Source organism: Metabacillus litoralis, from assembly GCF_003667825.1.
GTDB classification, from domain to species: Bacteria; Bacillota; Bacilli; order Bacillales; family Bacillaceae; genus Metabacillus; species Metabacillus litoralis_B.
On sequence record NZ_CP033043.1, the window covers coordinates 1857501 to 1881285 of the forward strand.

Consider the following 23785-nt stretch of genomic DNA (forward strand, 5'->3'; position numbering starts at 1 on the left):
TCCTATTTAAAAAGAAATCTTCCTTTATAATGGAATAAACCTTAGTATCGCGAAATTCCCCTTTTATGTACTCATTTTTTCTAAGAGTCCCTTCATACTTAAATCCTGCCTTCAACATTACTTTTTCAGAACCAATATTATCAGTATCACATCCACCCTCAATTCGATTTAACTCAAGAATCTCAAATCCAAATTTAATGACCACTTTAATAGCCTCAGAAACTAACCCTTGTCCCCAGTAGTTTCTATTTAGAACATATCCTATTTCAGCTTTTTGATTGTTATTAGACCAATCAACAAAAGAACAAGTACCAATTACTTTATTACTTTCTTTATGTACAATCGCCCAATCTGCTGATTGACCAGTTTTGTATTTTTCAATTACTATACTGACAAAATTATGTAATGTCTCCTCTTTCGTTTTATTTACTTCCCAAGTCATATGGTGGGCAACCTTTGGATCAGAGGAAAATTCATATATATCATCTAGGTCATTAATATTAATTTTTCTTAAAATTAGCCGATTTGTTTCAAAGGATGGTAATGCTATTAATGAAGCTTCTATATTCATATCTTTTTCCTTTCATTTATCGCTAAATTATTGATTTTCTTTATCAATTATAGTAGATACTTTTCATACCAGATCCACTCTTATTTACACCTTTTTGTTTCATTACTTGACCTCTTTGTAAGCTTGCACATTCTCATTAGGTGTAGTCATTCCAGACTTTTTTTCGAAATAAACCACCATTGCACTAATAACAGTAAGTGGTATCAAAACATATAGCCAAATCGTAGGTATCAATACCACTTATATTATTTTATCCTTAGTGAACATCCCTACTATACTTGTAAGAATTCCTCCAATTAATAATATGATGTTCATAACCATCAAACTTACTACTCCTTCTAGAGCCATAAGTTCACCAAAAGCTGGGACTAATAAAGGATAGCTTATAACAGAATACAAAATTAACCCAATCCCTACTAATATTCTCTTTTTTCTTTTTTGTTTCGTAAAAGACAAACTCAACACAATCATTATTAAAGATAATGTGATCAAGAAACTACTAGCATATTTCCCCCATAGATTATTTCTTTGAGCAGATACAGTTGGAGTTATTTAATGAACGATACTAAGTGTTAAGTTAGTTTCCTTCTTAAAACCCCTCTCGTATTGATTCTAAACTTTATAACATTATTAATGTATGATATTCGAGTTATCATAATCAGCTTACCATAAATATCCTATTAACTTTAAAATTATTGAAATAACTAAGACAAATCACTTATATAATTTTTGGAAATATCGGCATAAGTAAAGACGGCATAACGCCGCCTTTTTATAATGAGCATGTAAACGATGCTACTGAGAATCAGTTAACGGAATTTTCATATCTAATTCTTCATATTCCTCAAAGCTTATCTTTTCCGTTACAATATATAGGTTTTCTGAGAAGTTAACATCAAATTTTGCGATATTTTCTTGATTTGGCTTATAATCAGGATAAGAAATAGGTTGAAAGTATTGTTCTTCACCATCTTTTTCCCACTTTAAACTTAGCCAATTTCTTGCTTGCTTTAGATTTCCATCAATAGAATAATGTAACCAGACCTGCCCTTCTTTCTTTTCAATTTTTGATATAACTAGTTTATTAGTAGCATCTTGATTTAAAACAATCGGTAATGATTCATTAATTGATTTTTTTATTGAGATTGATTTGGAATCCTGTTTTGGAATATACGCTTTTAACACAAGATACTCAGGCAATTCTTTTGGAGCATGATACCATGTTGTTGTTGTATGTTTTCCAACACCATACGAAAACCAATCTAAACTTAGTCCACGGGAAGATATAGGTACAATTTCATTCCCCTTTGGATCAAGTATTTCATATATGACAGATTTATTATATAAAGGTGAGCTTCTATCAATATTACCATTTTCACTTTCTTCATATCTAATTTTAATGGCACTTTGAGAAGCAATCACTTCGTTAATTGTTAATTGTAAATGATCTTTTTTGACAACAGTTTTTGGTTCAAACCTTTTAATCTTTCCAGGCACCTGCTGTATCGGAATACTGAAATTCCAAGTACCCTTTTGCTCCTCAATCATGTTGATATTAAAACCTAGCTCAAATTGTTCAGGAAACTCCTTATACAATTCAATAGCTACAATGGCAGTACCTTTTTCATTACCTTCCTGGGGAACAAGAGTTAAATCTTTACCCTTTTCACCATTAACCGTTAGTCGATAATGACCTGTAACTCTTTCAAGTTCCTCACCATTGGTGGACTCCGCTTCATACTCTACTAGTATTCGTGATCCATCGTACATAACATTTTGCAGAGTTACTTTGATACCATTATTCTCAACTGTCTGATTTAGTTCTGTAAACAAACTTGTTTGATCAACAAATTCGATTTGTTCTTCATGACCAGTATTTTTACGTTCAGTTGGAATCCAAGTTGAGCTCATTACAAGTAAAAAAATTAAAGCAACCGAAAATGTAGAAGCTATGATAACGGGTGTGTTTATACGTCTATTTTGTTTTATTGGCTGATGTATACTATTTAACACTTTCTCTCTATCTTTCGAGGTGAATTCTAAGTCGTTTCTTACTTCATCTTCTATAAGAATTTCCTTTAACTCAATTAATTTATTCGTCATAAAACATATCCTCCTCATTTAAGAGTGGTAGGAGTTTTTCTTTTGCCCTTCTTAACCTCGTTTTTACTGTATCAATTGGCACACCTAAAATTTCCGCAGTTTCCTTTAAACTTAGCTCTTGTACATAGTATAAATAAATGGAGTCTTTATATTTCGTTGGTAATTTATTTATACATTCCTGAATTTGTTTTTTCATATTTTTTTGTAGTACTACTTTTTCCGTACTATTTCTTTCTTCTATATCTTCTCTAGGCTTCATTCCAATTGGAATTACTCTCCGAAAATATGAAGATCTTAAATAGTCTTTACATTGATTAATAGTGATCCGGAAAAGCCATGTTTTAATGGCAGACTGTCCTTTAAATGTATGTAATTTTTTATAGCATTTAATATATACATTTTGAACGATATCCTTAGCAGCTTCTGTATTTTTTGTGTAAGTATAAGCTAATGTAGTGAGATCCGTGCCATACTGTATCATTAACTCAGTTAGGATTAGATCTAAATCGTCAGCACTAGCATACTTCAACTCCTTATAAAGCATTTCCCCATTAGGTTTCACATCTCATAACCTCCTTTCCAACTATTAGACGTTTTAAGAAGTAGCAACAGGTTCATAATTTTAAATTTCCAGTATTAGATTCTTATAAAAAATAAAAATAGTGCTGATTTTTATGTAATAAAATCAGCACTACATTCGTTTAACGTGATGGTTTTGGCGGTTGACATTCTTCACATTTACGTTGGTTATTGTTCTTAAATTTTGTAAATGTTTTTTCAAAATTGTTACCACATGAACATTTAAAAAGTAACTTTTGAGAAAAACCGTGATATTCAGTCGTTAACAGCTTAGTATCAGAGTTTTTTTCAACAAATTCTTTAATTTTACCGATTGTCCAGCGTTTATTCATTAATATACACCTCCATATTTTATCACTAGGCGGAGGCTTTCTCCGTTCCATATGAACAAGGTTATTATTTCCCTAAGTAAATAATTATAGCATAAGCTGATCGATAGTACGGGATAAATAGAAAACAAGTACATCAGTCATTGTGAAAAGAAAGAGCTTGAATGCTGTTGAACCATACTCCCCTCTTGTTCTACTAACGTTTTGTCGTTTATATGCCTGATGAACGACTTTTCTCTCTTGTTTTTCAGCGTTTTCACTCTTTTTTCTGTCCCGATTTTGCCACTATCGAGACACAGTTGCATTGCTCGCTCTTTTTTCTGTCCCGATTCGCCCACTATCGAGACTCAATTGCACTGCTCGTTCTTTTTTCTGTCCCGATTTTGCCACTATCGAGACACAGTTGCATTGCTCGCTCTCTTTTCTGTCCCGATTCTGCCACTATCGAGACTCATTTTGGCTGCTCGTTCTTTTTTCTGTCCCGATTCGCCCACTATCGAGACTCATTTTGGCTGCCCGCTCTTTTTTCTGTCCCGATTCGCCCACTATCGAGACTCAGTTGCACTGCTCGCTCTCTTTTCTGTCCCGATTCTGCTACTATCAAGACTCATTTTGGCTGCCCGCTCTTTTTTCTGTCCCGATTTTGCCACTATTGAGACACAGTTACACTTCTCGTTCTTTTTTCTGTCCCGATTCGCCCACTTTCGAGACACAATTGCACTCCTCGCTCTTTTTTCTGTCCCAATTCGCCCACTATCGAGACTCATTTTGGCTGCCCACTCTTTTTTCTGTCCCGATTCTGCCACTATTGAGACACAGTTACATTGCTCGCTCTCTTTTCTGTCCCTATTCGCCCACTATCGAGACTCAGTTGCACTACTCGCTCTCTTTTCTGTCCCGATTCTGGCCACTATCGAGACTCAATTGCACTGCTCGCTCTCTTTTCTGTCCCTATTCGCCCACTATCGAGACTCAGTTGCATTGCTCGCTCTCTTTTCTGTCCCGATTCGCCCACTATCGAGACTCAGTTGCATTGCTCGCTCTCTTTTCTGTCCCGATTCGCCCACTATCGAGACTCATTTTGGCTGCCCGCTCTTTTTTCTGTCCCGATTCTGCCACTATTGAGACACAGTTACATTGCCCGCTCTCTTTTCTGTCCCGATTCGCCCACTTTCGAGACACAATTGCACTGCCCGCTCTCTTTTCTGTCCCGATTCGCCCACTATCGAGACTCATTTTGGCTGCCCACTCTTTTTTCTGTCCCAATTCGCCCACTACCGAGCCTCAGTTGCACTGCTTGTCGTTCATATACCAGAAGAAGAACGACATTCCTCTCAAGTTTTCCCCACGTTGTCGTTCATAACCCTATGAACAACTCTCCTCACAAGTTTTGTCTAACATTAGAATAACCCTAGATATAATTATTAAAAAGTTGAATTGATTGTATGTTCCCACTTAATACGTTTTGTATTATTTGATTTAGTACGCCTGCTTCCCGCAATTCTTTATCTTTTAATTCAGAAAGTTGGTTAACTTTAATCCACTTAGCATCTACAATTTCATCCTCTTCAAGAGATAGAGCACCACCAGTAACCTCGGCGATAAAATGAAAAAGAAATACTTGATTGTTTGTACTGCTCATGAACTGATAAACACCCGTTGTACCTGTTAATTTTATCTCGAGCCCAGTTTCCTCCTTTACTTCCCTATGAGCTGCTTCAAGAATGTCTTCACTGTATTCAATTCGTCCACTTGGAAAATTCCATTTATTATGTGCAGTAGGCTTATTTTCTTTTATTATTAACACTTTATCATTACAAAGAATTGATACACTAACCACTAATACAAATTTATTTTGTGACATTACGATCTCCCTATATCTATTTTTACAACTACTTGTCCAATACTGTACCAGCTGGTACTAAGAAATGTGAAGAATACTCTCAAAAATTGTTTTATTACGTATCAATTCATAAAACAAATTAAGACCCTTCTTTCTTCTATTGAAATTGTTCATATCCTTCTTTATTTAATAAACTCTTGATTACTGGGCTAAATAAAAACATAATCCTCTGTCTCTATCTTGATATCATTACAGTTTTATCTATAATGGTTAATGATATAGTTGATATAAATTATCCTACTATCTAACAAGTATTGTTTATTTCGGGACAGTGAACCTGTCCCTCTGTCCCATTTTATTTTAGTTTGGAGGGTTTACTATTACGTTCGGTCCACGCATATTAAAAACAGGTTTAGCTGTTGCTTTATCGATATACATATGTTCGTTGATGCATCTTGAACATGCTGTTTTTGCTGGAGTTGCGGCCATTTTAGCTATTCAGCCTTCTGTTTATCGTACTTGGAAGCAAATGGTTGATCAAATTTTGGCTAATACGATAGGAGCTACGATTTCCCTGTTTTTTATTTATTTCTTTGGAGAAAATCCAGTAATTATAGGCTTCGTTATTATCTTAGTTATCGCAATTAGTTTAAAATTAAAGCTGCAAAGTACCATTTCCCTAACACTAGTAACAGTCCTGGCTGTGATGAGTGCCGCTGGAAGTGAGGATCTATATTTTGCTTTAGAACGATTTTATATTATTTTAATCGGAACATGCACAGCCATATTAATTAACCTTCTTATTTTTCCACCAAAATATAAGAAGTCATTTGTACAGCTTGTTGAAACAACATTTCAAAATATGTCATTGCTCATCAGAACTGCCATTTCCAATGAGTTAACAGAGAGCTCATATCAGGAGTATAGTAAGAATTTTAAAAAGGATATAAAAAAATTAGAAGAGCTATTTCAATTGTTTGATGAAGAAAGAGTAAAACTCGGAAGAAAGTCAAATCAGCTGCAAGTAAGAGAACTCCTTGTTTTCAGGCAGTTGTTTAAAACATTGCAAGAAGGTGAACAGCTTTTAGAAAATATCGAGGAACACTTTTTTCAAAGCAAAAAATCTGAAAAGGAAAGTCAATTTTTTGACGATCAACTTGAATACTTAATGAAGTATCATGAATTTTTACTTTTAAAATATCAAGGTAAAATAAAAGAAAAACATTCGAGCTTTGAGTATGAAGAGATGAAAGAAAGTTATGAACTTAAATTAAACTTATATATGCAAAATGCTGATCAAAATGTTCGTTTATTGATTGTCGTATCTTCTATTATTGATTATTCCTTTCATTTAAGAAGATTAGATAAATTAATTAGTCAATTACATACTCAGTAATATGGATATACTACCTGTTTTTTTGTAAATAATAAGCAGTGTTAAATAACACTGCAGGAGGCCTATAATGAAAAACCAACAAGCTCATAAGAACTCAGGTTCAGCAATGAGTCCTGGGTTTGCCGGCACTGACCCACAAAAGGTGAAACAGGAAATTCAAAAAGATATAAGTCAAGGACAAGGTGCAATGACTTCCCGAGAAGCTGGAGCAATGAACGACAATTAAAATAAAGGATTCTTCTAGTTACATTAGAAAGAAGCTCAGAGTTTTATAACTCTGAGCTTTAAGGAATTAAGGTTTCCAGGTTATCTAATCAACTTGTACTTCCTGAACAATTTTTTCTACTTCAGCACGACTGATTTTCTCGCGACCATCCTTTAATGCCTTTAAAGTTTTATGAGCAATTGCCAGCGGTAAACGACAGAATAATAAAATCGTTCTTTTATTAATACTTTTGATATATTCATTTGCCATTGCTAGGTTCTCGTTAGCATAAGAAAATAGCTCATTTTGATTCCAGCCATCAGGAACAAAGCTTACTCCACGTTCATCCATATCTTCATGTTGATTACGTAAAATATTAACAGCCTGTAGTCCTCTTCCATAGCCAATTGCTAAGTCACGGTCTGTTTCAATTCCGTCATGCCACTGCCATAAATCTGATAGCATAACCCCAACTAATCCAGCAACATAATAGGTATAGTCATCCAAATCTTCACGTGTTTTTATGTCCCAACCTGCTTTTGACCACTTTGCCATTCCCATTGCCATTTCACTTGTAGCAGCTTGTACACGACTTTTCGCACCTGTAGGAGTTAATGATAGCCAATCCGCTAATCGCAATGTCACTTCAGGTAATACATCTTTATATGGCGAAACTACTTCATTATACTTTTGATTATTAAAGTTTTCTTCAAGTAATAACTGACTTACTTCCATTAGTAAATCATGCTTTACATCATTTGAGAGTTCTTGGTGATCTTCAATTTCATCTATAGCCCGCATTGCTAAGTAAGCTACTGCCACCGCATCTTTTAAATCTTTTTTCAAAAAAGTAATCGGTATATAAAATGTTCGACTTGTTGCCTTTAATACTTCCATCGCCTCTTTTTGCAATACCTTTAGTTCTTTCATTATTATATCCTCCATTTAGGTCAAACCAATTCTATATAATTCTAACGCAATTCTGGAAAAATATAAAACATAAACCTCAAAATAAAATAAGCGCAGCTTCATTTACTTCAATGAATTCACTTGCAGTCTTGTTTTCATATAGTTTAAAATAATATGCCGCATCTGACATTTTATAAAAAAACTGTTCATAGCATCGAGATACTTTTTTTTATATGTAGAACAATAGTGTAAGGCTGTTGTTATCTTTTTAAGTTAGAAATAAAAACGGGACAGTAAACCTGTCCCCGTGTCCCATCACTTTATATAACGATATTCCATCAAGCTATTTAACATTGAGACTTCCTGTAATAAGTCCTCCCCAATGTTTGTTTCTAGCACTTTCTTTCTCTCCAACTCTTTGTCTACTATACGTCTAACTGATAAAACGTCTGTTCCGTTTAAGAGAACATCTTCTTTTGAATTAAAATGTTGATGAGCAACAAGCTGCATACCAAAGGAATTATATAGTAATGTATATCCTGCAATGCCAGTGGTAGATTGATAGGCTTTCGAGAAGCCCCCATCAATCACAATCATTTTTCCATTTGCTTTTACAGGATTTTCTCCATTAATTTCTTTTACAGGAGTATGGCCGTTAATGATATGGCCTTGATCTGGATCTAGATCAAACTCTTTTAGTAGGCGGCGGCATGTTTCCTCATCCTCGCGCAGGTGATAATAAGGATTCTTTTTCTCTTTATGTGTTGCCTTGTCCTTAATAAAATATCTTTCAAAGGTTGTCATTGCTCTTTTGCCAAACAATGAAGAATATTCACCAGTCCATAAATACCATACCATATCTGTCGCAAGATCATCTGTTTCTTCAGGATGTGCAAACGAATAACGTAAATAATGTTCGAACACATCAAGTAATTCACGACCACCATAGGTTTTATCTTCAATGATCATTTTTTCCATATTTCCTTCTTCATCTAAAGGAATGCAGCCATGTATTAATAAGTTTCCGTTATATTTTAAATAAAGACTGCCTTTCTTCATAAGAAAATTCATATGTCTTGCAAGCTTTTCTGAGTGCTGAACAGAAAATAATAGCTTATCTATTACCTGTTGTTCTTCTTCTAAGAGTTGATCAGGTTGAGCTGGATTTATTGTTGCAAAGCAGGGATTTTCAAGTGGATATGTTTGTTCATTAATTGTAATCTCGTTATTCTCATAATCTACCTTTTCAAGCAAAAGTCTTTCTGACATATTAAAATTCGAACGTCTTTTGATAATCGGACTTTCAAGCTTAAACTGAATAATTGCGATGGCTTGATGGATTTTTGTGATTTGTAATTTTTCTTCTTCCGTTATTGATTCATCTCCCTGCACCTTAGGTCTAAAGGCAGGGTTATCACCATAATATTTCTCAGCTAGATTTAGAAGCGGCCTTAGGTTGATTCCATATACGTCTTCAATGATATCTAGGTTGTTATAACGTGCACAAATTCGAATAATGTTTGCCAGACAAACCTTTGATCCGGCAAAAGCCCCAATCCAGAGAACATCATGATTTCCCCATTGAATATCAACAGAGTGATAATTAATGAGAGCTTCCATGATTTTATCTGGTTCAGGTCCACGATCATAAATATCCCCTACAACATGAAGATGATCAACAACTAGTCTCTGAGTCGTATAGGCAAGTCCGATAATGAGCTTATCTGCTTGTCCGAGAGTAATAATTTGTTGGACGATTTTTGAATAATAAGGTTCTTTAAAATTTGTAAATTCATCTGTTTTATATAGTAATTCTTCTACAATGTAAACAAACTGACTAGGTAATGCTTTACGCAATTTCGAGCGTGTATATTTAGAAGACGCATAACAAATAAGCTTAATCATGCGCTCAATAATGACAGTATACCAGTGGTGTAATTCTTGTTCATTGTCAAAATCATTTTTAATAAGCTTTAATTTTTCTTCCGGATAATAAACCAATGTGGCAAATTCTTTTATTTCTTTTTCGGTTAAAACCTTTTTAAATATGTCCTCAATTTTCTCTTTGACCTTTCCAGAACCATTTCTTAACACATGTTGAAAGGCTTGATACTCCCCGTGCAAATCACTTACAAAATGCTCTGTTCCCTTTGGTAGATTTAGAATGGCTTCTAGATTTATAATTTCAGTGACCACTTTTTCTTCACTATCATATTTTTGGGCCAGTAAATCTAAGAATTTTGTATTCAAGATATGTATCCCCTTTCACGACTTATGTTATTTATATTATAAGAAAAAGCATAGAGGGTATTTATAACGGTTATGATTTTTTTATTGTCTTTATTTGCCATTATAAAGTTTTTATTTCTACTATTCTATTAAAAGACATTTTTATTTTATCATTTTTCAGAATTTTTGGGGGTATTTTTAGAGGGTGAAAAGATAACACACTTCATTTTTAAGTACCACTTAACCAAAAAACATGCGCTATCCTATTGGACAGTGCATGTTTTTCATGTGTTTTTTATAGTGTTTCATAGATGAGATATTGAAATTGTCTATTCTTCATCCTCAGCTATCGCCTCTTTTTCAACACTAACCTCTTCCATGCTTTCTAAAATACGCTTAGCCATAAGCTTGTAACCAGTTGTATTAGGATGGAAATAATCTTCGGATAATAATTCTACATCTGAGTTACTAAAAAGATCAGCGATTGGGATATAATTTACATTTTCAAAATCCTCTGTTATAGACTTGCCAATTTCGTTCCAGTCGTTAACAATCATTTGCATTTCTTGAATTTCAGGAAAATAACGATCAAAAGGATTATAAAAACCAATATAATATATTTTAGAGTTTGGATTTAGTTCATTAATTTTACTAAAAATAGCTGTTAATCTTTCAATATATTGTTGTTCCTCTTTTTCAAAATCCTCAAGCTGAAGGTTTGTAAAATTGCTTCTAACAATCTTCATAATATCGTTGGCTCCTATTGTAACTAAAACGATATCAGCTTTTTGAATAGATGCTTCAATCTCTTTTTTCTCAAGACGTTTTAGTAATTGATCGGTACGGTTTCCTCTTTTCCCGTAGTTTTCAATCGTAACTTTTATGTTATTATTTTCAAACGTGGTATTTAAAATCCCGACATAACCACCATTTTTAGTTTCATCTCCAACACCTTGAGTGAGAGAATCACCAATCGCTACGACCTGTAGATCCTTTTCAAAAAGTTTTATAACACCTTCTACAGCTTCTTTTACCTTCTCCTTGATACCTTCTGTTATTGTATGTTTATTATTCTCATCTTCTACAATTTCTTTCTTTTCTTCATCTGCTAATTCAATTGAAACATCCTCAATCTTCACGTCTTTTACAAGTGGCGCTTCTTCAGAAATTTTCTTATCTTCCGTTTTAGATTTTTCTGATGTATCAACAGATTCTGTCGCTTCATTCATAATTGATGTTTCGATATTACTCTGCTTTGTTTGATTAAAATGAGAAAGAAAGAAGTATAAACTAAAGCACACTACTAGTAAACTAGCAATCGTGACTATTACTTTTAGTCTTTGCATCTATAACCACACCATTTCTAGTTGTTAAATAAATAATTGCTCATAATCATTGTGCAATGTCTCATAATTGTACTATAAAAATTCTGAAAAACTTATGGGATTTTATTCCACAACATGCTACTCCCATGTTTATGAATATTTCTTCACAAACATTAATAATTTTATTGTATTTACCCGGAACATCTATGCATTAATCATCTCATTTTTCCCTTAAAACTAAAATAAGCACGTATCCTTTTGGATAGTGCCTAGCGTTCATAAGGTATAAGAACCTTATCACTCAACTTGCCCACCAATTGATTCATAACGAATCATAGTCCAAAATCCAATATCAGAAAATCCTAATCTTTTATAGATCTTTCCTGCAGCAGGATTATCATAAAATAAACAAAGTGATTTTCCTTCAGAAAGTAATTCACTGCAAAGCTTTTCCATACATAATGTTGCATATCCTCTCCGTTCAAATCCTGGTCTTGTTCCAACTCCCACGATCATCGCAGATTGAGAATTTTCGGCTGTTGTGGATGCTGAAGCAACCATTTCTCCTTCTTCATTCCGAACAAAATAGGTTCTCCCAGTTTTATCCTTTTCAGCACGTTCTCTCGCTTCAACACTGAAATTCCCAGTAGCAAACTCAGGTATTGAACGTAACATCTCTACATTTTCATGATATTCTGACGACTGTAAATAGCTTGCAAGTTTTATTTTCTCCTTATCTACCTCATAACTTAAACCTATACATTTTGCGTAATATGTTTCACTATGCTTTCTTACATCTCTATGAATATATTGTTGCAGAGGCTCAATTAAATGCTTTAATCCACTGATTTCAATTCGTGATGGATTAAGATTAATAATGTCTGCAAAGCCTTTTACATCATATTGACCCTCACTAAATGGAATGTAATTTCGATCATATCGTAATAAAACAGCCATTAATTTACCACGTTCAAATTGTCCCCATAGATCTTGTATGTCAGAATCATATCCATATGCTTCAATATCACCTATAATAAATAAATTTTCTGCTGGTTTAGGACCAATTAACTTCATTACTGATTCATGATCATCTTTATTTAGTTTACGAATCATCGATCTTCCCCCTATATTTCAATCTCATTTTTCGCCTTTTTCTATTAAATACCTCTCATATACTTCTTTAGCTTTATCAGTTCCTCCAGCTGGAATCACTTGTTTATGAATCTCTCTTATTAATATACATGTTCTAAAGAGCACTCCCACAATAGTTGAACATAATAGATAAATTCCAACAGGTCCAAAGAAAACTAATAAACCTAATAGTCCGGCTATTATAATTGACAAAAATAGTTTCATCTCTATACTCCTAAAAATTTGAATTACTGAGGCGTTTTACTTATATCCAACTAGCAAACCAAGCAACATAGTATGCAGCCGGAATAAATAATAATTGAGCTAGAACTGTACCGACTAATTTAGAACTAACCATTGTTAAAGAATAGCTTTTCAAATAAATGTAATCACATTCTTTTTTCATGACTCGATCTGCCAAAACTGAAGCTTTAGGATCAATAAATAATGTTAGCAATATTGTCGCAATGCCGTTAATAATACCTGATGACATTAAAGCAGCTTGAGCATAATCTTCAGGAACCAACATGGATGCATAGATAGAAGAAAGTACCCCAATCGTAAAAACTGCTGAAACGATTACATTGGTAACAAAAAGCCTTTTGGGTATGGTTTTATATGTAATTCCCTTTAGATATGATAGTTTAGGCATTCTTATACATTTCATTATTTTCCTAAAACCTTTTCTATTAAATTGACTAAGAAATAATGCCACCATAGATCCCCGTTGTTTTGATAGCTGAACGATGGCTCTTGAAAAAATATTGATAAATGTTGGGAAAAGAAGAATTCCTAGCAATACTCCAATTGTGGTAACTCCAATTAAGATTCTATATTGTTCCTCTATAAAATGTAGTTTGTTCCAATCAGGTGCCTCTGCAATTAATTTTGCTGTTAGGGGTTGTTGAATCATTGTCGAAAATCTTGAAACAATGACAAGAGTACTAAATAAAGAAATTGCTGTCGCAATTAGCTTGACCCGTGTACCTGAAATCCTTGTCGAGTAAGCTAAAGTCTCTACCATTGTAATGACCATTATAAACAATGATATAATGATCAACTTACTTGTTATCAATTCCATAAATAAACTCCTTACATATTATCTTTTGCTATATTATAAAGTAAAACATTTTATAATGGGATGATAAAGAGCTCAATTTTCCATAATTTTTCATTAAGCTCGTGTGAAAGACAAAGGCTTCATGTTTGTTTTTAGCAAATCTATACCAAACCTTTTCACAAAGCTTATCCAATTGAAACAGATGTTGAGGAAGAAATATTCTCATTCATAATCAAAAAAATAAAAAAGCCATTTCCTAAAGGGACAGCATCTAGGGATTGGCTTTTTATATCAGAATAAACTGATTTATTTATTTCATGGTTGCCATATTTCTAACAGATTTCTATCTAAATCGTAAAATTTAAAAGCATCTCCAACAGATCTATCCTCGGAAATTTCATTTACTATTTCTACACCATTTTCTATGAAACGATTGTACATTTCTTGAATACGTGGAGTAATGAAGCAAACTAAAGGGTGTAGATTGTTACTCTTAACAGCATGATCCACTCTCTCTTCTCGCGTCTTGTCGGTCACAAGGAATATAGCTGGGGTCGTTTGCCTAAGACCTGGCCCCAGAATGTCACCATTATGATCTGGAAATCTTAGGATAGATCTTTGCATCCCAGGACTAACAGGGTTATGGATTGTAGGTTCACAGCCTAAGTTCTTTTGGTACCATTTAACAGACTCGTAAACATCCTTTACTAGAATATAAATGCAAGTAACACCTGTAATGTCTTCTAATCCCCCTAACTCTTTTTTCATTTGCTTATTTCACCACTCTCATTCGATTTGGTCAAGATCAACCATGAAAAGTCAATAAAACCTTGCCTTTTACAAATTATTCAGGTTCAACCTCTCTCTTACTTTTCTTGTTTCCTAATTAAATCCTCAATTAATATCCCATTAATCTTAAGCCCTGAAATGTCACAATCGATAATTTCCATATTAGATAAGTTACAATTTTTTATTTGCCCTTTTGCGAGATTACAATGATCGAAGCTTACTGGTTTGTATTCTCCGTTTTCATTAAAATTTGGAGCTCCTTCTTCCGGAAGAACAGCATTACGAAACTCTGTTCCAAATAAGTGAACGTGATCTATAACGGCATGACTAAAATTGGCATGTTTTATTTGTGCCCGAGATAAATTAGTATTGGAGATTTCAACTTGTTCCAAATTAACATCATTTAATAACATACTTTTCATATTTGCATTATTAACCTTTGTTTTTGCCAAGCTTACATTATCTATCTCAAGCTCCTCAGCATTCACTTCTTGCCACCTTGATCCAGATATATTAGCTTTTTGTAAATCTAATTTTTGAACATGTAATGACATAAAAAAAACAACTCCTTTATATTTATTCAGATTAAAGCCAGACCCCTTTTAAATATTCTCTTTTTAACAAAAAATTCCTTTTCGGAACTTAACTAATTCTATAAGAGCCATTTTAAATAATAAAAAAGGTGCCATTCCTTATAATTAGAGGATGACACCTTTTCCATTAAAACAAGTCCATTAACTTCTTCCAAAATCCTTTTTCTTCTTCAGCTTTTTTTGTTTTCTCTTCTTCTTTTTTCTCTTCTTTTTTAATCGTTTCTGTTTTAAAAACAAATTGAACGGAGTTTATTTTTTCATTCTCAGGTGAGACAAAGGATACAGCTTTAAAATCTGATTTATCGTAGTCATCAATCATTTGATCGACTTCTTTTTTCATTTGTTCTGGTAAATCCGCTGTAGATTCATAAAGTTCATTCGTTCCATCATGAAGTCTGCTTAGTCCATTCTCTATTTCATTTGCTCCTTGAGACAAACCTACGACTCCCTTGTGAATTTGTGTATATGAATGAGATAATTCGTTCACTCCTCCAGTATATTTTACTATCCCAGAATGAAATGTTTTGTAATTTGTAGTTAGCTGACTTATTCCAACCTGTAATTGAGAGAATGACTTAGCAAAGTCCATCTCCTCCAAAGAAGTAGTAAGCGCTCCTGACATTGTATCCAACTGATCAGCCATTAGTGGGAGTGATCGGCTAACTTCCTCTAGCGTTCCATTTACTGCATCAAAGGCTTGTTTGACAGCTTCGTAAGTACCCTTTGCAGTTCGTGCAGCAGAATAGGTTTCAAGCAATTGATTCAGTACGGTTTGATCTCCGCCACTATTAAAAAGCTGTGCGGTTTGTTCTTCTGTGATTTCATATTCAGGAATGGCTTCCATCGCTTTGTTTAGAGTGCTGTATGCTGTTGCATAATTTTCTTTTAAAGCATTTAACCCCTCAGAAGTGTTTCTTAAACCCTTTGATATTTCCGAAAGTCCTGCAGTCAGCTGTTCCAAATCGCCAACATTCATTTCTTTAGAACCATTAGCAAGAGATGAATTTAGTTTTTGAAGTGCTTGTGAAATGGATTGGGAAGCACCAACTATTTCCGAGGATTTCGAGCTAATCGCTGTCATTCCCCCGCGAAAATTCTCTGATCCATTCGGTAAATCCTTCGTCTTTGTGTTTAATTCTGTAAGTCCAGTTTTTAGATCCGCCATCCCATTATTTATTTTTTTTATGGCGCTAGTCAGCTCAGATAAGTCACCTGTCATATCATCTATATCAGGTGCATCAATTGGCATAGACGATGGAATACCCGTGATGTCAATTCCTTCTAGTTCAAAATTAACAACATCAGCTTCAACAACAAGCTCTTCTTCCTTTTCAGGCATCACAGTAAAGGTTACTTGCTTGTTTTTTCCTGCATTGGCTAACATTCCATCAGGAGCTTCAATGTTGTTGAAGAGATCTGTGTTTAAAGCAAGAGAAATTTGTAATAAATAGTTGTTAAAAAAGACAGAATCTACTTGTTCGTTATAGGACGTAGCTATCTTCATTTGTACATGCCCATTTGCCCCAGCAAGTTCTTTAGGAGAGATTTCTTTTCCGTCTAAGAAATAAGAAATAGAAATATTCCAGGGTAATGGTTCTTCATTCATATTACCTTGATAATAAAATTTACCTTTTGAAGCCGTAAACTTAACAGCATTATCGACTTGATTTATTTCATCTAAATTCGTTAAGTTTTTCAAACTAGTATAGAGACCATAATCAACAATTTCTCCTGCTTTTTCTACGTCTAAAATATTAACAACATATAGTTCTTGTTCCTCACCAATTGCACTTAGTTTTGCATAAACTACTTCATCCTTCGAGGAGATTTCTCCACTTTCTTGGGTAGCAGCTGCCGCTGGAAGTGAAGGTAAAAGTAAACTAATTGCGGCAAAAGTAAACAAAAACTTCTTCATTCTCCTCATCATCAGTCCTCCTCCTTATAAAAGTTAGCTTTCCATGTTGTTTTTGTAATAAGTTTATCAAAGACCAACATACATGCAGGTAAAAAGAGCACGACCATAATAAACGCAAGTAATGCACCTCTTCCTAGCAATAAACCAATCGATGTAACAATTGGGTTTGAAGAGGTAATCCATAAGATAAATCCAACACTGGATAAAATGGAAGCGGAAATTCCAATGGCAAACATTTTTTCATCAATTGTTTTCATAATTGCTTGTAACGCAGTCATTTCTTTTCGATACTCTTTATAGGCATCAGTTAATAAAATTGCATAATCTACTGTTGCCGCGAGCTGTATAATGCTGATTAACAAATAGCCAACGTATACTAATGAAGAATCAGTAAAGTACGGTACTGATAGATTAATCCAAACAGCCGTTTGAATAGTAAGCAATAGTATTAATGGAATTGAAAGTGATTTAAATGTTACAAACAAAACGAAAGCAACCGTAATAATCGTTAAAAGATTTACCAATTGATTATCTTTTTGAACCGTTTTTTTAATATCATACAATGTTACACTTTCTCCAACAGAATAGACTTTATCATAGTATTGATTTGCTGTACTGTGGACTTTTTCAATTAACTGAAATGCCTCTTCTCCTTCGTTCTTCGTATTGGTCTGAACAATCATTCGGCTATAATTTTCAGAATAAAATTGCTCTGTAATGGATTGATCCAAATACTCCGGCGGAATGGCAGCACCAACTGTATTCACATATGCAAGCACACTAGACACATGCTCGATATTCTCTAGCTCTTGTACTAGCTCATCTTCTTTTGTGACATCCCCTTTGGGAACAAGCAAAACGATCGGCGTGCTTTCTCCAAATTGATCTTTTATTTCTTGAAAATCACTTCCAGCTCTTGTTGTCTCCGGTTGCTCTCCAATGCCATAGATGAAGTTCGTCTGACTTTGTGCTAGAAAAGCGGGAACAATAACTAGTAAAACTAGAATTAAGCTTGGTATTCTTAGTTTTAGCACAGCATTTCCCTTGTTTTTAAAGCTCGGAAGTAATGGTTTGTGCTGTGTTTTATCGATCCATTTATAAAGCAGTAGTGTTAGTGCAGGAAGGAAAACCATCACACTAATAAAGCTTAATAGAATCCCTTTTACTAGATTAATTCCTAAATCCGAACCAATTTCAAAATTCATAAACGATAACGCGATAAAACCAAAAAATGTGGTCGACGCACTAGCGGTAATTGCCGAGAATGATTTTTTCATCGCAAGCTCCATGGCTTCGTGAGGATCTGCGACCTTTTTCCGATAGTCTGCAAAACTATGAAGAAGGAAAATGGCATAATCTAGTGATACGGCAAGCTGTAAAATCGGTGCAACTGATTGAGTAACAAAGGAAACTTCTCCAAGGAAAATGTTTGATCCCATATTAATTAATACAGAAACCCCAATAGCTGTTAAGAATAACAATGGTTCTATCCAGGAATTGGTGGATAAAACTAAAATTAAGATGATAATAGGGACTAGTAATGCACCTGCATACATGGATTCGGTACCAGCCATTTTTTGTTGTGTGGCTGTATTAAGTGATTCCCCCGCCATCGCATTTTCTTTGCCGATAAGCTTATAAATCTCATCTGTGATTGATACTTCGTCACCTTCACGAATGCTGAATGAAAATAACGCTTTATTTTCTTTATAATAGGTTTCTACCGTTTCTTCATCAGCCATTTCAAGTGGAGATCTTAAGTCAACGGCATCATCTAACCAGGTAACGTCTGATACACCATCAATCGCTGAAAGTTTCTCTTTAAAATCTAATGCTTCCTGTATGGTCACATCATGAATCATGACCCGATTCGTCGGAACACTTCCCTCAAATTCCTGCTCCATTATGTTCATCGCGATTGTGGACTGAGCATCATCCGGTAGGTAATCCTTCATATCGTAATTGACTGAGACTTTTAAGGTAGCTAGTGCACAAATGACTGTAACAATCATAAATGTTATCGCAACAGTTTTTTTATGTTTAATAATCCATGATGCAATGTTTATTGTATTTCACCCTCTCTTGCGACTTTTTCCTTTACACTCTATCATTATATGGACACGGTGTTGCCTATTCAACAAACAGTTATTTTAGATCTGTGATTTTTCCAACATATTCATCCATTGTGTTGGAAAACGATGAAAAAAGGAGAAATCTATGACAACTTCAAAATTAGATCGCCGTAAAAAATATACGCGTATGGTTCTGAAAGAAGGTTTAATCCAACTGTTAAAGGACAAACAGATTTCTTCCATTACTGTTAAAGAAATCTGTGACGTAGCTGATATAAATCGCTCTACATTTTATGCTCACTATTCCGATCAATTTGACCTTCTTGACAAAATTGAAGAAGAATTGATTGAAGATATGACAGGGTATTTGAGTCAATACAGCTATGAAGAAGACGACCTAAAGATGATTGAAAAATTGTTGGATTACTTCGCTTCGAAGCAAGAAATTTGCAAAATACTTTTGAATGAAAAAGTGGACACAACATTTCAAAAAAAGGTCATGACAGTCGCACATCATTTCTTTATTAAAAACTGGAAAGCCAATAATCAATTTAATGGATATCCATCTGAATATTTAAGTACGTTCATCATTAGTGGAAGTATATATGTAACCAAAGAATGGTTAAACAGAGGAATGGACAAAACACCCAAACAAATGGCTGAAATAATTAACAATCTTATAAAAAATGGCCTTTTCGGGACATAGGGACAGGTTCCTTGTCCCATATCAAACAAAAAAAACCTCATCTCATTTTTTAAAATCCAAATTAAAGCTTTATCCACTATTGTCCAGTTCAAATTATTCGTTTAAGAATAAACTATAGTAATCCTAAGCACCCATGTAAGACCTCTAAAAGACGCTCTCGATAGAGTGTCTTTTTATGTATTTTTCGAAAAAGCTATAAAGCACTACTTAACGTGACCCCTCCTCCCCTAAGGCTCGCCAGCGGGCGGTTTTCGTCATTTATCGAAAAATGATGACTACGTCCAAACCAATCATGAAAGTCTTCATATTATAAATTAACCTCAGATAAAGGAGGTGAAAAATATGTCAGGTGGATATGGTTCTGGTGCAGGTTTTGCGCTAATCGTAGTACTATTCATTCTTTTAATTATCGTTGGTGCTGCTTATGTTGGCGGTGGTTACTAATTTAAAAAAGTAATTCAAAATTAAAGCAGGCTACAGCGTAGTCTGCTTTTTGAAAAATAAGGATATTGATCATCACATTACTTATTTCCACAAAAAAAGCGAACAACAATCTACTGTTGTTCGCTTACCATCCTTATCCCCAGATCTCTTTTGAAACATCAACAATGTATTTTAGCTTCTCCCACTGCTCTTCTTCGGTTAAGATGTTTCCATGATGTGTTGAAGCAAACCCACATTGTGGACTAATGCATAACTGCTCTAATGGTACATATTTTGTTGCTTCTTCGACACGAGCTTTAATATTTTCCTTATCTTCTAATTGTCCATGTTTTGATGTGAAAACCCCAAGAACAACTCTTGGACCATCGTTTGGTATATAATCTAATGGCCCGAAGTCACCAGAGCGATCATCATCATACTCTAAGAAAAATCCGTTCACTTTTTCTTTTGCGAATAATGTTGGTGCAATTTTAGCATAGCTACCTTCAAATGCCCATTTAGAACGGTAGTTACCACGGCAAAGGTGAGTAGTAATCGTTAAATCTTCTGGCTTATCTTCAAGAACGCCATTTACAACACGTAAAGCTAAGTCAATTAATTGTTCACGCGAAAAACCACTATCATTAAACGGAATTTCCGGTGCATTAAGTCCAGCAATATATACATCGTCTAATTGTAAGTAGCGGCAACCAGCATCATAAAATGCTTTAATTGCATCCTTATATGTTTGAATAACATCATTCGTATATTCTTCAATATCTGGATAAAATTCCAGGTTGCGGATCCCTGCATTAAATAATTGATTCGGGCTAGGAATCGTTTGCTTAGCAACCGCACGATCTCCGACAATTTCTTTAAACTCGATAAAGTCTTTAATATGTGGATGGTCAGGGTTAAATGAAATTTTTCCGATAACACGAACATCGTATCTCTCAGTTTCCTCACCTTTGAACGCAAACCCACTTTCAGGAACATATCCCTCTACACCATTTAGATGCTCTAGAAAATCGGTGTGCCAAAATCTACGACGAAACTCTCCATCGGTCACAGCTTGTAAACCAACTTCGATTTGCTTATCAACAATTTTTATAATTTCTTCCGTTTCAATTTCGTGTAGTTGCAGAGACGTTAAATTCCCCTTTTGGAAATCCTTTCTTGCTTGATGAATTCTTTCTGGACGTAATAAACTTCCAACGTGGTCGGCTCTAAAAGGCGCTTTTACTAGTGTTTTTGTCATATAAATCTCTCTCCTAACTTTGGGTAATTGAAATTAAGGGCTATAGATGTAATCCCTAGTGAAAAAAGGATCAGGTCAGCAAAATGTAATTATAAAATCACCAGGGTAAAAATATGTAGGCTTGTTTTTCCTATAGACTTTACTATACTTTTAAAACAAAAACCCCTCTTCCAAAAGAAAGAGGGGGTTAGTTATTTATAAATATGACCTGATCCTCTTATCTCAAGCATGATTGCTCTGGAATTGGCACAGTACTATAACAGTCCGCTGCCGAGGCTTCAAAGGGCCAGTCCCTCCACCTCTCTTGATAAGAAATTTTTGAAAATATTAAATTGTTTTATTACTATACAATTAAACTATGAAAGCTGTCAACACTTATAGAGAATTTTACCAATCAAAGGAAAGGTTTCTAGTTAAAATACCGGACAAGTACCTGTGCTTTATCCCCTTTCTTTTATTTTATTTAAGATAATAATAGCGGCTTTTTTAGCTCCTCCTGCATTCCGAAAGGTCTCTGAAATTTTTTGTGCATTTTCTGAGTATATTTCATTTTTTATTATGCCATCTACAGCTTTTTCCAAAAAGCTCGGTTTGCTTCTTCTTAGTTTAATCCCAGCTCCAAGTTCTACAACTCGATTTGCTACGACCCTTTGTTCACTATGCAACGGAAATAACACCATTGGAACTCCAAAGTACAAACTTTCATTTACACTATTCATTCCACAATGTGTAATAAATGCATCTGCTTGCTTTAAAACGGAAATTTGATCGACATGGTTTTTCACAATAATATTGTCCGGAAGATTGCCAAGAGAAGCAATCTCTGTTTTTTCACCAACAGACATTAATACTTTGTATGGACCATTCGCAAAAGCACTTATACAATTTTGGTAAAAATGTTTATTGTGATTAAGTACAGTTCCTAATGAAACGTAAATAAGTTTGTTATGATTCACTTCATTCGATGCTGCTGTTTGCCGAATTGAAGGACCAACGAATGTATATTTGTCGGAAAAGGTTTCAGCCATCGGTTGAAATTCTTTTGATGTATACACAATTGTATCTGTGTCATTATCATTTTGAACGATGGAGATAAAACTATTTACTTCATATCCGTGTGAACGGAGCAATTCCATTTTCTTGTTTATTCTCGGCATTCCCGTTATCATACGTACGATTTCTTGTAAACTACGTTTCATTAATTTTGCTGTATGATTATTAAAAGCAAAAGTTGTTGTTGAACAGATATAAGGAATTTCCAATTTCATTGCAATTAATTTTCCCCAAAAACATAAAGAATCAGAAACAATGCAATCAGGCTGGTATTCTCTTAATTCTTGACACACCTTCTCATCCAAAGCAATTGTTGTATCTACAATCATTTCTATTAAAGCAGCAAAATCTTTTCCCACTTTGCGATTTAATTCTTCTTGGGATATCGGGGGTAAGAATTTATCACATGAAATAAACCGAGCACCAGCGCTTTCTATTTTTTCTTGAAATTCTAAAAATGAATAATACCACACTTCATGACCTTGGCTTACTAACTCTGCTACTACAGGAATTGTTGGGTTTGTATGTCCGTGTGCTGGAATCGAAAAGAAAACAATTTTTCTCATTCTATTTCCTCTTCTGTTACGTCTTCCCTACGAATCATTTCTGCAAATTCCAGAAAAGCATCACTTTTTAAGACGGCAATACCTTTTGTCACATCTTCCCCTAATACAACCAGTTTATCGCCTGATTTTATTTGATACATCTCCCTCGCTTGCTTCGGTATAACAATCTGGCCTCGTTCTCCTACCTTTACAACACCAAAAAATTGTTTCCCCTTTGGAGCAAGTTGTTCAACCTCTTCCTCCTCCAGTTCACCAGATAATTGATCTAAAGTAACTTGAAAGATTTCAGCTAACATTTTACTTTTATAAATATCAGGGAGTGCCTCCTCATTTTCCCACTTTGCTACAGTTTGACGAGAAACATTTAATCTCTCAGCTAATAGTTCCTGACTCATTTTATTCTTTTTACGCAAAATACGAATATTCATACCAATCATACTTTCAACTCCTTATATGTATTACTATATCTATGTCCTATTGGGAAGTCTATCAAGTTTCCCATACATTTCATGTTAAAAATTGTGGCGAAAGGTTTGATTAAAGAAATTAACGATATGACCAACAATAATTGCTCTAAACAGTGATTTGTATAAAAAACAAACTAAGGGACAGTGAACCTGTCCCTTAGTTTGTTAAGTTTTTGTCATTTAGATTGTTTTTCTGTCGAAACACTTTCATTTAAAGACAAATTTTTGCATAATATTCCTTGTGTCTATTTTATTTTCGGAGG

The 23785-nt window shown here is 34.3% G+C and carries 24 protein-coding genes and 1 riboswitch (1 of these 25 running past the window's edge); of the genes, 4 read left to right on the plus strand and 20 right to left on the minus strand.

The window, feature by feature from the left end; genetic code table 11:
• The 7 genes from D9842_RS09015 to D9842_RS09055 form a co-directional block, all read right to left on the minus strand.
• Nucleotides 1-571, minus strand: partial view of a GNAT family N-acetyltransferase gene (locus D9842_RS09015; protein ID WP_121662234.1) — the 5' portion only. Its footprint begins 11 nt before the window's first position; the window shows 571 of its 582 coding nt (coding positions 1-571); the start codon lies at nt 569-571; the stop codon falls past the left edge of the window.
• A gap of 795 nt (nt 572-1366) precedes the next feature.
• Entirely contained in the window at nt 1367-2674 is a 1308-nt protein-coding gene (locus tag D9842_RS09025; RefSeq protein ID WP_162987372.1) for a DUF4179 domain-containing protein, read from the minus strand.
• Nucleotides 2664-3236 (minus strand): sigma-70 family RNA polymerase sigma factor, encoded by a 573-nt coding sequence (locus tag D9842_RS09030; protein ID WP_251395681.1) that lies wholly within the window; start codon nt 3234-3236, stop codon nt 2664-2666. The genes D9842_RS09025 and D9842_RS09030 overlap by 11 nt, the downstream gene beginning before the upstream one ends.
• 139 nt (nt 3237-3375) lie before the next feature.
• Complete coding sequence (locus D9842_RS09035) at nt 3376-3585, minus strand: hypothetical protein (protein WP_121662237.1); 210 nt, start codon at nt 3583-3585, stop codon at nt 3376-3378.
• Nucleotides 3586-4127: 542 nt separating this feature from the next.
• Nucleotides 4128-4349, minus strand: coding sequence for a hypothetical protein (locus tag D9842_RS09045; protein WP_162987373.1), 222 nt, complete (start codon nt 4347-4349; stop codon nt 4128-4130).
• A gap of 247 nt (nt 4350-4596) precedes the next feature.
• Nucleotides 4597-4848: a hypothetical protein gene (locus D9842_RS09050; protein WP_162987374.1), complete on the minus strand. Its 252-nt coding sequence runs from the start codon at nt 4846-4848 to the stop codon at nt 4597-4599.
• Nucleotides 4849-4993: 145 nt separating this feature from the next.
• A complete protein-coding gene (locus D9842_RS09055; RefSeq protein WP_121662241.1) occupies nt 4994-5446 on the minus strand; it encodes an NUDIX hydrolase in 453 nt (150 codons plus the stop codon).
• 376 nt (nt 5447-5822) lie between these two features.
• On the opposite strand from D9842_RS09055, the gene D9842_RS09060 reads away from it, so the two are divergent.
• Together D9842_RS09060 and D9842_RS25815 are read left to right on the plus strand one after the other, a co-directional pair.
• A complete protein-coding gene (locus D9842_RS09060; protein WP_257536060.1) occupies nt 5823-6821 on the plus strand; it encodes an FUSC family protein in 999 nt (332 codons plus the stop codon).
• Nucleotides 6822-6888: 67 nt separating this feature from the next.
• Nucleotides 6889-7047, plus strand: coding sequence for a hypothetical protein (locus D9842_RS25815; RefSeq protein ID WP_162987375.1), 159 nt, complete (start codon nt 6889-6891; stop codon nt 7045-7047).
• A gap of 84 nt (nt 7048-7131) precedes the next feature.
• Here D9842_RS25815 and D9842_RS09065 read toward each other — a convergent pair whose 3' ends face one another.
• From D9842_RS09065 to D9842_RS09110, 10 genes are all read right to left on the minus strand, one after another.
• A complete protein-coding gene (locus D9842_RS09065) occupies nt 7132-7956 on the minus strand; it encodes a squalene/phytoene synthase family protein (RefSeq protein WP_121662243.1) in 825 nt (274 codons plus the stop codon).
• 294 nt (nt 7957-8250) lie between these two features.
• Nucleotides 8251-10185: a fructose-1,6-bisphosphatase gene (gene fbp / locus D9842_RS09070; RefSeq protein WP_121662244.1), complete on the minus strand. Its 1935-nt coding sequence runs from the start codon at nt 10183-10185 to the stop codon at nt 8251-8253.
• Nucleotides 10186-10493: 308 nt separating this feature from the next.
• Nucleotides 10494-11510 (minus strand): SGNH/GDSL hydrolase family protein, encoded by a 1017-nt coding sequence (locus D9842_RS09075; protein ID WP_257536023.1) that lies wholly within the window; start codon nt 11508-11510, stop codon nt 10494-10496.
• A gap of 276 nt (nt 11511-11786) precedes the next feature.
• Complete coding sequence (locus D9842_RS09080) at nt 11787-12602, minus strand: GNAT family N-acetyltransferase (RefSeq protein ID WP_121662245.1); 816 nt, start codon at nt 12600-12602, stop codon at nt 11787-11789.
• A gap of 24 nt (nt 12603-12626) precedes the next feature.
• Nucleotides 12627-12845, minus strand: a complete 219-nt coding sequence (locus D9842_RS09085) for an ATP-dependent Lon protease (protein WP_121662246.1) — start codon at nt 12843-12845, stop codon at nt 12627-12629.
• A 40-nt stretch (nt 12846-12885) separates the two neighbouring features.
• Nucleotides 12886-13701, minus strand: coding sequence for a lipid II flippase Amj family protein (locus tag D9842_RS09090; protein ID WP_121662247.1), 816 nt, complete (start codon nt 13699-13701; stop codon nt 12886-12888).
• Between the two features lie 294 nt (nt 13702-13995).
• Nucleotides 13996-14448, minus strand: coding sequence for a VOC family protein (locus tag D9842_RS09095; RefSeq protein WP_121662248.1), 453 nt, complete (start codon nt 14446-14448; stop codon nt 13996-13998).
• Nucleotides 14449-14546: 98 nt separating this feature from the next.
• Nucleotides 14547-15023, minus strand: coding sequence for a pentapeptide repeat-containing protein (locus D9842_RS09100; protein ID WP_121662249.1), 477 nt, complete (start codon nt 15021-15023; stop codon nt 14547-14549).
• A gap of 166 nt (nt 15024-15189) precedes the next feature.
• Nucleotides 15190-16989: a YhgE/Pip domain-containing protein gene (locus tag D9842_RS09105; protein ID WP_306821517.1), complete on the minus strand. Its 1800-nt coding sequence runs from the start codon at nt 16987-16989 to the stop codon at nt 15190-15192.
• On the minus strand, nt 16989-18989 hold the full coding sequence (locus D9842_RS09110) for an efflux RND transporter permease subunit (protein ID WP_121662250.1): 2001 nt from the start codon (nt 18987-18989) through the stop codon (nt 16989-16991). The genes D9842_RS09105 and D9842_RS09110 overlap by 1 nt, the downstream gene beginning before the upstream one ends.
• A gap of 205 nt (nt 18990-19194) precedes the next feature.
• Here D9842_RS09110 and D9842_RS09115 point away from each other — a divergent pair, with 205 nt between their 5' ends.
• Together D9842_RS09115 and D9842_RS09120 are read left to right on the plus strand one after the other, a co-directional pair.
• Nucleotides 19195-19755 (plus strand): TetR/AcrR family transcriptional regulator, encoded by a 561-nt coding sequence (locus D9842_RS09115; RefSeq protein ID WP_121662251.1) that lies wholly within the window; start codon nt 19195-19197, stop codon nt 19753-19755.
• A gap of 342 nt (nt 19756-20097) precedes the next feature.
• The gene (locus tag D9842_RS09120; protein ID WP_098799660.1) at nt 20098-20199 is read left to right on the plus strand and encodes a YjcZ family sporulation protein; all 102 of its coding nucleotides are present in this window, start codon (nt 20098-20100) and stop codon (nt 20197-20199) included.
• 133 nt (nt 20200-20332) lie between these two features.
• Here the strand turns inward: D9842_RS09120 and D9842_RS09125 are convergent, their stop codons facing one another.
• From D9842_RS09125 to D9842_RS09135, 3 genes are all read right to left on the minus strand, one after another.
• Nucleotides 20333-21436: a 5-methyltetrahydropteroyltriglutamate--homocysteine S-methyltransferase gene (locus D9842_RS09125; RefSeq protein ID WP_121662252.1), complete on the minus strand. Its 1104-nt coding sequence runs from the start codon at nt 21434-21436 to the stop codon at nt 20333-20335.
• Nucleotides 21437-21650: 214 nt separating this feature from the next.
• Nucleotides 21651-21750: riboswitch (SAM riboswitch) on the minus strand.
• A 126-nt stretch (nt 21751-21876) separates the two neighbouring features.
• The gene (locus D9842_RS09130; RefSeq protein WP_121662253.1) at nt 21877-23055 is read right to left on the minus strand and encodes a macrolide family glycosyltransferase; all 1179 of its coding nucleotides are present in this window, start codon (nt 23053-23055) and stop codon (nt 21877-21879) included.
• A complete protein-coding gene (locus D9842_RS09135) occupies nt 23052-23492 on the minus strand; it encodes a helix-turn-helix domain-containing protein (protein WP_121662254.1) in 441 nt (146 codons plus the stop codon). The genes D9842_RS09130 and D9842_RS09135 overlap by 4 nt, the downstream gene beginning before the upstream one ends.
• Nucleotides 23493-23785 lie beyond the last annotated feature (293 nt).